Annotated in this window: 12 protein-coding genes; 7 read left to right on the plus strand and 5 right to left on the minus strand. The window is 70.1% G+C overall.

Features of this window, described 5'->3' with window-relative positions:
• Nucleotides 1–49: 49 nt before the first annotated feature.
• Genes L3i22_RS07165 through L3i22_RS07175 form a run of 3 tightly spaced genes read left to right on the plus strand, consistent with a single transcriptional unit; the run spans nt 50 to nt 4181 of the window.
• Nucleotides 50–2518: a DUF6250 domain-containing protein gene (locus L3i22_RS07165; RefSeq protein ID WP_221326191.1), complete on the plus strand. Its 2469-nt coding sequence runs from the start codon at nt 50–52 to the stop codon at nt 2516–2518.
• Nucleotides 2519–2560: 42 nt separating this feature from the next.
• Nucleotides 2561–3748, plus strand: coding sequence for an extracellular solute-binding protein (locus tag L3i22_RS07170; protein ID WP_221326192.1), 1188 nt, complete (start codon nt 2561–2563; stop codon nt 3746–3748).
• Between the two features lie 31 nt (nt 3749–3779).
• Nucleotides 3780–4181, plus strand: a complete 402-nt coding sequence (locus L3i22_RS07175; protein ID WP_221326193.1) for a hypothetical protein — start codon at nt 3780–3782, stop codon at nt 4179–4181.
• Here L3i22_RS07175 and L3i22_RS07180 read toward each other — a convergent pair.
• Together L3i22_RS07180 and L3i22_RS07185 are read right to left on the minus strand one after the other, a co-directional pair.
• Complete coding sequence (locus L3i22_RS07180) at nt 4129–4941, minus strand: hypothetical protein (RefSeq protein WP_221326194.1); 813 nt, start codon at nt 4939–4941, stop codon at nt 4129–4131. The genes L3i22_RS07175 and L3i22_RS07180 overlap by 53 nt on opposite strands.
• 9 nt (nt 4942–4950) lie before the next feature.
• Nucleotides 4951–5391: a protein-tyrosine phosphatase family protein gene (locus L3i22_RS07185; protein WP_221326195.1), complete on the minus strand. Its 441-nt coding sequence runs from the start codon at nt 5389–5391 to the stop codon at nt 4951–4953.
• A gap of 37 nt (nt 5392–5428) precedes the next feature.
• On the opposite strand from L3i22_RS07185, the gene L3i22_RS07190 reads away from it, so the two are divergent.
• Complete coding sequence (locus L3i22_RS07190) at nt 5429–6649, plus strand: MFS transporter (RefSeq protein WP_221329831.1); 1221 nt, start codon at nt 5429–5431, stop codon at nt 6647–6649.
• A gap of 68 nt (nt 6650–6717) precedes the next feature.
• Here the strand turns inward: L3i22_RS07190 and L3i22_RS07195 are convergent, their stop codons facing one another.
• The gene (locus tag L3i22_RS07195) at nt 6718–6915 is read right to left on the minus strand and encodes a DUF397 domain-containing protein (RefSeq protein WP_221326196.1); all 198 of its coding nucleotides are present in this window, start codon (nt 6913–6915) and stop codon (nt 6718–6720) included.
• Between the two features lie 244 nt (nt 6916–7159).
• Between L3i22_RS07195 and L3i22_RS07200 the strand changes: the two genes are divergently transcribed.
• From L3i22_RS07200 to L3i22_RS07210, 3 genes are all read left to right on the plus strand, one after another.
• Nucleotides 7160–7438 carry a hypothetical protein gene (locus L3i22_RS07200; RefSeq protein ID WP_221326197.1) on the plus strand — a complete coding sequence of 93 codons (279 nt, stop codon included), beginning with the start codon at nt 7160–7162 and terminating at the stop codon, nt 7436–7438.
• A 362-nt stretch (nt 7439–7800) separates the two neighbouring features.
• The gene (argS, locus tag L3i22_RS07205; RefSeq protein ID WP_221326198.1) at nt 7801–9444 is read left to right on the plus strand and encodes an arginine--tRNA ligase; all 1644 of its coding nucleotides are present in this window, start codon (nt 7801–7803) and stop codon (nt 9442–9444) included.
• A gap of 120 nt (nt 9445–9564) precedes the next feature.
• Entirely contained in the window at nt 9565–11373 is a 1809-nt protein-coding gene (locus L3i22_RS07210) for a bifunctional UDP-sugar hydrolase/5'-nucleotidase (protein ID WP_221326199.1), read from the plus strand.
• 71 nt (nt 11374–11444) lie between these two features.
• On the opposite strand, the gene L3i22_RS07215 is transcribed toward L3i22_RS07210, so the two are convergent.
• Nucleotides 11445–12083, minus strand: coding sequence for a hypothetical protein (locus L3i22_RS07215; protein ID WP_221326200.1), 639 nt, complete (start codon nt 12081–12083; stop codon nt 11445–11447).
• A gap of 82 nt (nt 12084–12165) precedes the next feature.
• Nucleotides 12166–13029 carry a MerR family transcriptional regulator gene (locus L3i22_RS07220; RefSeq protein ID WP_221326201.1) on the minus strand — a complete coding sequence of 288 codons (864 nt, stop codon included), beginning with the start codon at nt 13027–13029 and terminating at the stop codon, nt 12166–12168.
• Nucleotides 13030–13054: the final 25 nt, after the last annotated feature.

The raw sequence follows: 13054 nt of genomic DNA on the forward strand, positions 1-13054 counted from the left end.
TTAAATGCGCGCAAAGGTCGATACACACTGATCTCCTACGGTCCGCGCCATGAGACGCATCATCGCGGCGGCCGCGGTCGGTCTGCTGGCGGCCGGCCTGGTCGCCACCCCGGCTTCGGCCCATCCCTCCGCGATCCCGCAACGCATCGTCGAGTCGCTGGACCGGGGCCTGGTCGCGGTGCCCGGGCAGGCCGGCGGCACGTTCCTGAGCTGGCGGTTGCTCGGCACCGAATACGGCTCCGACATCGCCTTCAACGTCTACAAGGGAGCGCGCCGGCTGAACAGCCGGCCGATCACCACATCAACCACCTTCACCGACAAAACCCGATTTGAGGGTACGTACACGGTCCGTGCCGTGGTCCACGGACGCGAGCAGGCCGCGAGCCCGGCGGCGTTCACGCCCGGCGACATCCCGTTGTCCCCGGCGCCCGGCTACTACGTCCAGCACGCGTGGCCCGGTGACCTGGACGGCGACGGCCGCTACGAGATCGTCGTCTCCCGGCTCTCCACCGACCTCGACAAGCCGAACTACCTCGAGGCGTACACGCTGGCCGGCCGGCAGTTGTGGCGGGTCGACCTGGGCCCGCAGTCGTACCTCCGGCAGGGCGGGACCGCCGCCAACGACCCGCCGCTCGCCGCGATCAGCGGGTACGGCGACGTCGCCGGCTACCGCAACGACGACAACGTGACCGTCTACGACCTGGACAGCGACGGCCGCGCCGAGGTCGCCGTGAAGACCGCCAACGGCACCACGTTCGCCGACGGCGCCGTGGTGCGGTCCGCGAACCCGCTCGACCAGTTCGTCTCGGTGATCGACGGCCGGACCGGCGCCGAGCGGTCCCGCGTCCCGGTCGCCGCCGACTTCGTCGCGGACGGCCCCTCCGGTGGCCAGTACGGCGTCGGCTACCTGGACGGCGTCCACCCCAGCCTGATCACCAAGCAGGTCACCCGGATCGGCGCCAAGCGCGGCGACTTCCGGGTCCTCTTCGCGGCCTGGGACTACGACGGGCGGCACCTGACCCCGCGGTGGAAGTTCGTCCGCGGCGTGGACCAGGGCACCAGCTTCCACCAGTTGCGGATCGTCGACGTCGACCAGGACGGGAAGGACGAGATCGCGGACGGCAACTACGTGGTCAACAGCGACGGCACGTTCCGTTACGTGGTGTCCGAATCCGTGCACGGCGACCGCTTCCACATCGGTGACCTGGACCCGAACCGGCCGGGGCTGGAGGGCTACGCGATCCAGCAGACCGAGGGCGGCGTCTTCACGAACTTCCCCTGGTACTACTACGACGCGTCGACCGGCGAGCGGCTGATCACCGGCTCGCACCCGGACGTCCCGCGGGACGCGACGCTCTGGGACATCCCGCGCGGCACCACCGCGGACATCGACCCGACCCATCCCGGGTACGAGTTCTGGGCCGCCACCGCGAACGCCGACCTGCCCGGGGCGGGCGTGTGGAGCGTCGACGGCACGCAACTCACCAAGACCACGCCCAGCGTGAACTTCCGGATCTGGTGGGACGGGGACCTGGGGTCGGAACTGCTCGACAACACGTACGTCGAGAAGTGGGATTGGCGTTCCTCGTCTTCGAAGAAGATCTTCGACCCGGCCGGTGTGGTCTCCTCGTGGCGCAACGCGGTGCCGTTCTACGGGGACATTCTGGGCGACTGGCGCGAGGAGTATCTCGCCGAGAACGCCGAGCACACGGCGCTGCGGGTGTTCACCACGAACATCCCGACCAGTACCCGGCTGTACACGCTGGCGCACGACCCGGCGTACCGTCTGGGGTGGACGGTCCGGGGTTACCTGCAGTCAACCTTGACCGATTTCTACCTCGGGTTCGGTGGGCAGCTGCCGCCCAAGCCGCGCATTCGGACCACCGCCGCGGCCGGCAACGCGTGGCAGGTGCTGGCCTCCGATCACTTCACCAAAAATACCGACAAATGGTCGGCTGAGCTGCAGAGCGGCGGCACGGTCGCGGCCGCGGACGGCGTGCTCGACATCGACGTGCCCGGGGGCGCCTCGGTCTGGCTCAAACAGGAGCTGGCCGGCCCGTACGAGATCGAGTACACCGCGACCCCGGTCTCGGCCGGTGGCCCGAACGACCACGTCACCGACCTGAACTCGTTCTGGAGCGCCCGCGACGCCCGCTCGCCGGACGACATCTTCGCCACCGCGCGGAGCGGGCTGCTCGCCGAGTACGACAACCTCACGACCTACTACGTCGGGCAGGGCGCCAACCTCAACACCACGACCCGGTTCCGGCGGTACGTGGGCGAGCCCGGGAACCGGCCGCTGATCTACGACTACACCGAACCGCGGATCGCCGCGAACGTGCCGGTCCACGTGCGGATCTCGGTGAACGGTTCGCGGATCCGCTACTACAGCGACGACCAGCTGGTCTTCGACTACACCGACCCCGACCCGTACCAAAGCGGCTGGTTCGCCTTCCGCACCGTGGCCAGCCATTTCCACCTGGAGAACTTCACCGTCTGGCGCCCGCCGACCGTGTGACACGGCGGGCCGGTCTGGCCGGCATCGAGTAGCGTAAATCACATGCCGGACCTGTATTCACGGCGATCGTTCATCGCCGGCGTGCTCACCGCCGGGATGCTCTCCACCGCCGCCGGCTACCTCCTGACCCGTCGCACCCCGGTGGCCCTCACGCTGGTCACCGGGGCCGACAACACCGGCGGCCGGGCCCTGCTGATCAACCTCTGGAACCGGTTCCACCCGGACGTGACCGTCGAGGTGGTCACGGTCAACAGCTCCACCCAGGACCAGTACGACAAGTTCGTCAGCACCCCGGCCGACATCTACAACCTCGACGTCATCCACCTCCCGCGCTTCGCCGGCCGCGACCGGATCGTCCCGCTCGAGGCGCCCGACGGGATCACCCTGCTCCCGCCGGTGCAGCGGGTCAGCCAGGTGACGGCCGGGTCGGCGCAGCTCTGGGCGGTCCCGTTCAACACCGACGTCGGCATGCTCTACCGCCGGATCACCGACAAGGCGGCCGCCGATCCCGAGCCCTCGCTGGACGCCGTGATCGCCGGGAGCCGCCAGTTCACCGGCCAGCTCAAGACCGAGGGCTCGGTCACCGACGAGGCCTTCGTGATCAACGTGCTCGAGCAGGCCCTCGCCCAGGACCGGACCATCCTCGACGACCAGGGCGTCGTCTCGACCAGCCTGGGCCAGTGGCAGCGGGCGCTGAAACCGCTCGCCGACGCGCTGCGCGCCAACCGGATCGTGACCGCGGCCGGCGAGGAGAACACCAACACCGAGTTCCAGAAGGGCACGCTGCGGTACATGCGGAACTGGCCGGTCTGGTACCCCTCGGTCGACCGCGCGGAACGGGAGAAGCCCGGCACCGCGGCGATCCGGCTCGGCCGCCTCCCGATCGGCATCCTCGGCGGCCAGGGCCTCGCGATCGCCAAGGACACCGGCCACCGCGAGGAGGCCGAGGCGGTGATCCAGTTCCTGACCGGCATGCCGGCGCAGAAACTGCTGGCGACGTACGGCTTCGCGCCGACCGCGCAGGAGGCCTACAACGACCCGGAGGTGAAGGCCGCCGTCCCGCACCTGGACATCGTCCGGTCCGCGGTCGAGGACGCCCACCCGCGGCCGATGCGCGCGGGGTATGCCGACTTCGCCCGGGTGTTCCGCCAGCACACCTACGACTACCTGTACCGGCGGGTCGAGCTCACCGACGGTTTCGTGGAAGGCATGCAGGGAGCCCTGCGATGAGATTCCCGCCCGAACTGCTGGAGGTGCCGCGGTGAGTGACGACACCGGTCTGCAGGCGTGGCTCGTCCCGGTCTTCGTGACCGCCGCGATCATCCTGGTCGAGGTGGCGGTCTGGCTGGTGGCCGGCCGCCGCAAACCCGGCCGCCCGGGTGGCGGCACGCTGCCGGACCGCCGGGCGCAGACGATCGCCCTGGGTCTGTTGTTCCTGCTGGCCCTCGCGGTGGCCGGGATGGCCGGCCTCGGCCCGAACCTGGCCGATCAGCTGGCCAGCGTCATCGCCGCGCTGCTGGGTGGCGTGTCGGCCTTTCTCACGTACCTGTCGTACAAGGCCAGCCAGGAAGCCAAAGCCGCCGCGAAATCCGCCGAACGGGACGGCCCGGCTAGTCACGTGCCCGATGCCGAAGCCGCACCACCAGGGCATACCCCCAGCTGAGCACGCCCACGACGGTCAGGATCCGGAACACCACGTATCCCTCCCACGGCGCCCCCGGCACGTCCGGCGGGACCGGCGCCGTGGGGGCGAGCAACTCCGACAGGCTCGCCACCGTGGGCAGCGCCAGCACCGCGCCACCGGCCCAGGCCGGCCCGTTCCACGGCCGGCGGCCCACGTGCCGGGCGGTGAACTTCAGCGCCGCCCACCCGCCGAGCAGCAGCCCGGCCAGCCCGCCGATCAGCGCCAGCTCCCGCACCAGGGCCGGCTCGGGGTGCTGGAAGACGATGCCGTGGCCCCACAGCGCCAGCTCCACACCGTCCCGGCGGGTGGTCACGAACTCCACCGTCTGGACGTCGCTGAGCCGCTCGGTCCCGGTGTTCGGCAGGATCTGCCAGCCCAGCCGCTCCAGCCCGGTGCGGGCCGCCGCCACGTCCGGCACCGTGACCGGGGCCAGCACCGACCCGCCGTCGTACTCGTCGTCCGCGATCAGCCGGGTGAACAGGTCCGGCTGCTGATCGCCGAAGGTCACGTCCCAGCGCTCGATCGTGCCGACCGGGGTGCCGGGCAGCAGCTCGGCGACGATCTCCCGGACCCGCTGGTCGCCGGGGAGCGGATCGGCGTCCCGCCAGCCCAGCCAGGCGCCGGCCGAGGCCAGCGCGGTAGCGGTCACGACCGCGACCCCGAGCACCGCGAGCCAGCGCACCACCCGGTGCCACGCCTGGTGGCCGACGTGCTGCACGTCGGTGGCGAGAATCGACATGCGGGGACTCTAGAGGCTCGCGAACCGCTTGACGAAGCGTCGCTGCCACGGCGTCTCGACGGCATGCCGGTGGTAGTGCTCGCGGACGTAGCCGACGGCCTCCGCCGGCGGCACCCCGTCGAGCACGGCGAGGCAGGCCAGCGCCGTCCCGGTCCGCCCGACGCCACCGAAACAGGCGACCTCGACCCGCTCACCCTCCGCTCGGCGCAAGGTTTCGATCAAGACCGATTTGGCGTACGGCGGATCGGCCGGCACCCAGAAATCCGGCCAGCGCACCCAGCGTGTCGCCCACCCGAACTCGGGCGGCGGCGAGCCCAGCAGGTAGACCCCGAACTCGGGCGGATGCCCGGTCGGCATGGCCGCGCGGAGTCCGCGCCCCCGGACGAGCCGCCCGGACGGCAGCCGCAGCACTCCGGTGGCGTCCGCCTCCCAGCCGGTAAATTCGGTCACGGTCCAGGATGTTATTCCGTATGGTGCACGCCTTGTGATCGCTCCTCTGGTTCGGACCGTGTTGCCCCCACGACTCGGCGTGAGTTTCCGCTGGCTGGTCGCCTCGTCCTGGGCGACGAACTTCGGCGACGGAATCTCCGCGGCGGCCGGCCCGCTGCTGGTCGCCTCGCTGACCGGCGATCCGTTCCTGATCTCGATGGCCGCCCTGCTGGCCTGGGCCCCGCCGCTGATCCTGGCCCTCTACGCCGGGGTGCTCTCGGACCGGCACGACCGGCGGCGGATCGTGCTGATCGCCAACGTGGTGCGGATGCTGGTGCTGGCCGGGATGATCGCCACGCTGGCCGGCGGCCGGCTCACGGTCTGGCTCGCGCTGCTCGGGCTGGGGCTGCTCAGCACGGCCGAGGTGTTCGCCGACAACACCACCGGGACGCTGGCCCCGATGCTGGTCGCCCGGGACGACCTGGCCCTGGCCAACGCCCGCCTGGGCGCCGGTTTCGTCACGCTGAACCAGCTGGCCGGACCGCCGATCGGGGCCGCGCTCTTCGCCGTGGGGCGCGCCTGGCCGCTGGCCGCCGAGGTGCTGCTGCTCTGCGCCGGGACGCTGCTGGTGGCCCGGGTGACCCTGCCACCGCACGGGCGCGAGGAGCCGGGCGGGAACGTGCTCCGGGAGGTTGTCGAGGGCGTGCGTTTCGTGGTCCGGCACCCGGCCGTCCGTACCCTCAGCCTGATTGTCCTGATCTTCAACCTGGCCTTCGGGGCGGCCTGGTCGCTGCTGGTGCTGTACGCCACCGAGTGGCTCGGGCTGGGCTCGATCGGCTACGGCCTGTTCACCACGGCCGGCGCGCTCGGCGGCATCCTCGGGACCCTGACCTACGGCTGGCTCACCGCCCGGGTCAGCCTGGGCAACCTGATGCGGATCGGCCTGATCATCGAGACCTGCACCCATTTGATCCTGGGCGTGACCAGGTCGGCGTGGGTGGCGCTGCCGACGTTCTTCGTGTTCGGCGTGCACGAGTTCGTCTGGGGGAGCACCGCGACCACGATCCGGCAGCGGGCGGTGCCGGCCCACCTGCAGGGCCGGGTCGGCGCGGTCAACCGGATCTGCATCTACGGCGGCCTGGTCGTGGGCGCGGCGTTCGGCGGGGTGGTCGCCTCCCGCTACGGCGTGGTCGCCCCGTTCCGCGTCGCCTTCGTCGGCGCGCTGATCTTCCTGGTCATCCTGTGGCCCCAGACGAAGCACATCGCCCACGACGACTGAGCCCCACTGCGGCAGGTGGAAACAAAAGTGACCCCCAGCGGGGGTCACTTTTCGTCGGGAACCGCCGTTTACGAGGCGTCGAATTCGCCGGCCCGGACGCCGCTCAGGAAGTCGGTCCAGGCCGCGGGGGAGAAGCTGAGCGCCGGCCCGGTCCGGTCCTTGGTGTCCCGGACCTGAACTTCGCCCTGGTGCGTGCGCGCTTCCACGCAGCTGTCACTACCGTTGCTGCGCGTCGACTTCTTCCAGTCGTTACCAAGGCCGGTCATCACGCCAACTCCTCTGCGCTGCTACGAAGCATTTCCAGTGATCCGCTCTTGCTCAGGGCTTCCTGCGCCAGCCTGTCGAAGAGGTCGCCGCACCAGGCTACCGAGTCCGATGTGTCGGACGGTGACCAGATGATCACAATTGATGATCAGCCGGGCCGTTTCCTGGGGAGGCTCGATGCACGCTGGCCACCTGCCGGTCCGTCCGCAGTGGACGAACTGCGCCTGCGGTCACCCGTGGCCGTGCATGACCGCGAGAACCGGCCTGCCGCATGAGTACCGGGCCCTCCCGTCACTGCTGCGAGTGGGGAGAGCGGCAAGCGTCCAGTTCGCCGCGCTGATTCTTCTCCGGGTGATCCGCGTGTATGACTGGATGACCTATGACGGCTGGATCTGGCTCGACGGCTACGAAATCAACTCGGCTGGCGAAGCGATGGCTAGACGTTCCATCTTTGTGCAGGTCAGAGGCTTGCGGCAGATAGCGCCGCAATCGAATGCGCGGGCGTCCGGGAGGTCGGTCCGGTGAGCGAGCGGCCGGGAGACGGCGGCGAGCGTTGCTCACGCTGCGGCGTTGATCGAGACGTGGGTTCGCGATTGGCGCTCGGCGAGTCATGGCGCCGCGCGGAACGGGGCGTGAGATCGAAGCGCTGGCCCGGGCGCTGCGGGACTTCCTCGTCGAGCGCGGGATCCCGATCCTCGACAAGTGGGAGGGCATCGGGCCGGCGGGCGGGATATAGTCGCCGGCATGCACAGCGTGTTCAGTGAGCGACGTCGGCGTCCGACAGGCCGCCGCTGAACTTGTGCTTTCCGCCGGCGGGTCGAACCCGCCGGTGACTGATCGTTCCCGGTCGACCCGCTTCGTTCGTACGACGAAATCGGGGTTTGACCTTGAATCTGGAATCTCTTCTGCAGGACCGGCTCGCGCCCGCGTTCGAGGCGGTCGCCGGGCGTCCGGTCGATCCGGCGGTCCGGTCGTCGCCGCACGCCGACTTCCAGTCCGGGGTGGCGCTGGCGCTGGCCCGGGAGTTGGGCCGGCCACCCCGGGAGATCGCCGCCGACGTCCGGGCGAAGTCCGATCTGGACGGTCTTGCGGAGATTGAGGTCTCCGGTCCCGGATTCCTGAATCTGACCGTTTCCGACAACCTGCTCACCGCGTCGCTGCACGAGATGGCCGCCGATGAGCGGCTCGGGGTACCGGTGACGGCGACGCCGGAGCGGGTGGTGCTCGACTATTCCGGGCCGAACGTCGCCAAGGAGATGCACGTCGGCCACCTGCGGTCGACCATCATCGGCGACGCGCTGGCCCGGATGCTGGAGTGGCTGGGGCACGACGTGGTCCGGGTGAATCACCTGGGGGACTGGGGCACCCCGTTCGGGATGCTCGTCGAGCACCTCCTGGACCTGGGTGGCGACGCCGAGCACTCGATCAGTGACCTGACCGCTTTCTATCAGGCTGCCCGGGTCAAGTTCGACACCGATGACGACTTCCGGACCCGGGCGCGGCTGCGGGTGGTGGCGCTGCAGTCCGGGGATCCGCGGTCCCGGGAACTGTGGCGGAAGCTGGTCGCGCAGTCCGAACGGTACTTTCTGGACGTCTACCACCGGCTCGACGTGACGCTGGGGCCGGAGGATTTCGCGGGGGAGAGCCGGTATCAGGACGACCTCGACGGGGTCGTGGCCGCGCTGACCGAGCAGGGCCTGCTGACCGAGAGCGACGGCGCGCTCTGTGCGTTTCCGGACGGGTTCACCGGCCGGGACGGTGTGCCGCTGCCGCTGATCGTGCGGAAGGCCGACGGCGGGTACGGCTACGCCGCCACCGACCTGGCCGCGCTCCGGTACCGGGCCGGCGAGCTCGGCGGGCAGCGGCTGCTCTACGTGGTCGGCAGCCCGCAGCAGGTCCACTTCGCGATGGTCTTCGCGGTGGCCCGGGCGGCCGGCTGGCTGCCGGCCGGGGTGACCGCCGAGCACATCGGATTCGGCTCGATCCTGGGCGCGGACGGCAAGATGCTGAAGACCCGGGCCGGCGGCACGGTCAAGCTGGCCGAGCTGCTGGACGAGGCGGTCGAGCGGGCGTCCGCGCCGGAGATCGGCATCGGCGCGATCAAGTACGCGGACCTCTCCGGCGACCGGCGGGGCGACTACGTCTTCGACGTCGACCGGATGCTGGCCAGCACCGGGAACACCGGTCCGTACCTGCAGATGGCGTACGCCCGGATCCGGTCGATCTTCCGGAAGGCCGGCACCGAGCCGGGCCCGATGACCGTCACCGAGCCGGCCGAGCGGGCCCTGGCGCTGGCACTGCTCGGCTTCGAGGCGGCGGTCACCGCGGCGGCCGGGTCGGCCGAGCCGCATCGGCTCGCGGTCTACCTGCACGATCTGGCCCAGGCGTTCTCGGTCTTCTACGAGCGGTGCCCGGTGCTGCGGGCGGAGCCGGACGTCCGGGCGAGCCGGCTCGGTCTGGCCGACCTGACCGCGCGCACCCTCCGGACCGGATTGTTTCTACTGGGTATCGGAGCACCGGACGAGATTTGAGCAAAGTTGACGAGCGGGCAACCTGCCGTTGATCGACCGATGACCCTATCGACCGTTAGGGTGCTGTGTTTGCCGCGCCCACGAGGCGCGCTTCTCGATCTTTTCTGCGAAAGGTTCGCAATGACGCTTCCCAACGGCGTATCGCGGCGTGGCGTGCTGGCGGTCTCGGCTGCCGCCGCCGCGGCGCCCCTCGCTTTCCCGGGCGCGGCGCAGGCCGGCGGCAAGGGCCACGGTCACCCGCAGCCGCCGAAGGCGCCGGAGACCTTCCACCTGACCGTCCTGGGCACTTCGGACCTGCACGGCAACATCTACAACTGGGACTACTACAAGGACGCCGAGTACGACGACTCCGCGCACAACGACGTCGGCGTCGCCAAGGCGGCCGCGCTGATCAACAAGGTGCGCGCCGAGGCGACCGGCGGCACGCTGGTGCTCGACGCCGGCGACACGATCCAGGGCACGCCGCTGGCCACGTACTACGCCAAGCAGGAGCCGATCACCACGACCGGTGAGAAGCACCCGATGGCCAAGTCGATGAACGTGCTGAACTACGACGCGGTCGTGCTCGGCAACCACGAGTTCAACTACGGCCTGCCGCTGCTCAACCTGTGGATCCGGCAGCTCGGGTTCCCGGCGCTGGCGGCCAACGCGGTGAGTGCCAAGTCCGGGAAGCCGGCCTTCACGCCGTACGTCATCAAGAAGGTCTCCCTGGGGAAGCACGCGCCGACCCTGCGGGTGGGCATTCTCGGTCTGACCAACCCGGGCGTGGCCATCTGGGACAAGGGCAACGTCGAGGGCAAGCTGAACTTCCTCGGCATGGTCGAGACCGCCGCCAAGTGGGTGCCGGAGATCCGGCGGCACGGCGCGGACGTCGTGATCGTCGTGGCGCACGGCGGCGACAGCGGCACCTCCAGCTACGGCCCCGAGCTGCCGAACGAGAACCCGGTGGGCCTGATCGCCCAGCAGGTGCCCGGCATCGACGCGATCCTCTTCGGACACGCCCACCTGGAGATCGCGCAGAAGTTCGTCACCAACACCGCGACCGGCAAGCAGGTGCTGACCTCGGAGCCGTCGAAGTGGGGCCAGCGGGTCACCAAGATGGACTTCGACCTGGTCCGTGAGCACGGCTGCTGGAAGATCACCAGCTCGGCGTCGGCGACGCTGAACACCAACACGGTCGAGGCCGACCCGAAGGTGCTGGCCGTGGTGAAGAGCCAGCACGAGAAGACCGTGGCGTACATCAACCAGGTGGTCGCCGCGTCGACCGCCGAGCTGTCCGCCGCGACCTCGCGGTACGAGGACACCCCGATCCTGGACTACATCAACAAGGTGCAGACCGACGAGGTGACCACGGCGCTGGCCGGCACCTCGTACGCGAGCCTGCCGGTCCTCTCGATCGCCGCGCCGTTCAGCCGGACCGCGGTGTTCCCGAAGGGCGACGTCAAGATCAAGGACGTCGCGGGCCTCTACATCTACGACAACACCCTGGAAGCGGTCGTGCTGACCGGCGCCGAGGTGAAGGCGTACCTGGAGTACTCCGCGAAGTTCTTCAAGACCCTCGCGGTCGGTGCCCCGGTCGTCGCGGCCGACATCAGCGACAGCACGATCCCGGACTACAACTACGACATCCTCTCCGGGGTCGACTACGACATCGACATCAGCAAGCCGATCGGCAGCCGGATCACCCGCCTGCAGATCGCCGGCGTCGACGTCGCCGCCGACGCGCAGTTCGTGGTCGCCGTGAACAACTACCGTCGCTCCGGCGGCGGCGCGTTCCCGGGCATCGTGAAGACCCAGGTCTACAACGAGCAGAAGGAGATCCGCCAGCTCCTGATCGACTGGGCGCAGGCCAAGGGCAAGATCGACGCGGCCGACTTCTTCGTGAAGAACTGGCAGCTGGTTCGCGAGGGCGTCCCGGTCACGTTCTGACCGTCGCTTCCCGGGGGCGCCTTTTCCAAGATCCAAGAAAAGGCGCCCCTTTCGTACGTCTTCTGCCCGGTCTACTTCGTGGTCTCCCAGTTGCCGCGGGTGTCCGCCGCGATGTGCACCGCCGCGGACCGCCCGTCGGCCAGCTGGAATGTGCAGTCGTAGACGCGCAGGCCGTCGGCGCCACGGTCGCCGGCCGGCACACAGCCGCCCGACTTGACGTCGGTGCCGACGGCCTCCTCGATCCGGCCGTCGCCGAGTACTTTGGCCTGCACCGCGGCGGTCGCCTGGTCCTCCACGTAGTGCTGACGGATCGGCACCGCCACGTCGACGATCAGGAACGACCAGAACGCGGCGCCGGCCACCAGGGTGGCCAGGAACGCGATCCAGTACGGGGCGCGGGCCCGGCCGTACGCCTTGGCCCGCCCCGAGCGCCGCATCGCCGGGACCACGCCGAGCACACTGAGGAAGAACGTCCAGGCCACCACCGGCCGCCACGACGGCGCGTCCGGGCGGGCCTCGCCCATCACCGCGTGCGGGAACCGGACCAGCAACTGGCCGTGCCGGTTCTCCGGCGAGCCGTAGGCCGGGACGGCGCCCCCGAACGGGAGCACCCCCAGGTCCTCGGTCGCGGCCTCGTGCGGGTCGGCCCACGGCGGCGCTACGGGGTACTCGACCGGGTACTCGTGGTGCGGCGTCTGGACGGTCGTCATCTGCGGCCTTTCCGGGTAGCGGCTCGGGTGCGGTTCCGTGCCACCCGGGTTCATCGGCCGCCGACCGGTCCGGTTGAGGATTTCAGTTGCCGCCGGTTGCATTTCCGGTGCCGACCAGCGGAACCTGCATCTCGGTCAGCCATTCCGCGAGGTCACCGGGCGGGCAGTGCAGGTACACCTCACGGGCGTAGCCGGGCGGAACCGGCCGGAACCCGTTGTCCTCGATCCAGGCGGCGATCCGCCCGCCGGTGCGGAACGCCTCCGACATCGGGCCCTTGTGCACCGCGGCCGCCGCCTCGATCGGCGGCAGCACCGCCACCTCGAAGCCCGCGGCCCCGCCGACCTCGGCGTCGCCGATCGGGAACGCCGCGTGCACGGTGATCGTCTCGTCCTCCGGCCCGGTCGGCGCCGGCCGGTAGTAGGCCAGCGGCGAGCCGGTCATCGCGATCCCGGCCCGCTCCAGCAGCTCCATCAGGCGCGGGTAGAGCGGGCTCAGGTTCTCGGTGATGGACGAGGGATGGTCGTACCCCAGGGCGGTGGCGGACAGCTCCGCCACCCGCAGCGCCGGGACCTGCTTCAGGACGATGTCACCGGTGTTCATGTGGCCCTCCGTCTCGATCATCCGGAGACGCGCGTCGACCAGGGCCAGGCGGGCGGTGTCCCGCTCCACCTGAACCGCCAGCTCGGCCCGCCGCAACCGCAGCATCCCGCGCAGCTCACCCGGATCCAGCTTCTCCTCGATCATCAGCTGCACCTGCTGCAGGCTGAAGCCGAGATCCTTGAGCGCGAGGATCCGGTTGAGCCGCAACAGCTGCTCCGCGGTGTAGAAGCGGTAGCCGCTGTGCGGGTCGACGTGCGCGGGACGGAGCAGGCCGATGGCGTCGTAGTGGCGCAGCATGCGCACCGACACCCGGCCCAGACCGGCGAAGTCTCCGATACTCAACATGGTCGGTCCACCGTCCCGTCTGACA

The organism is Actinoplanes sp. L3-i22 (assembly GCF_019704555.1).
Lineage (GTDB): Bacteria > Actinomycetota > Actinomycetes > Mycobacteriales > Micromonosporaceae > Actinoplanes.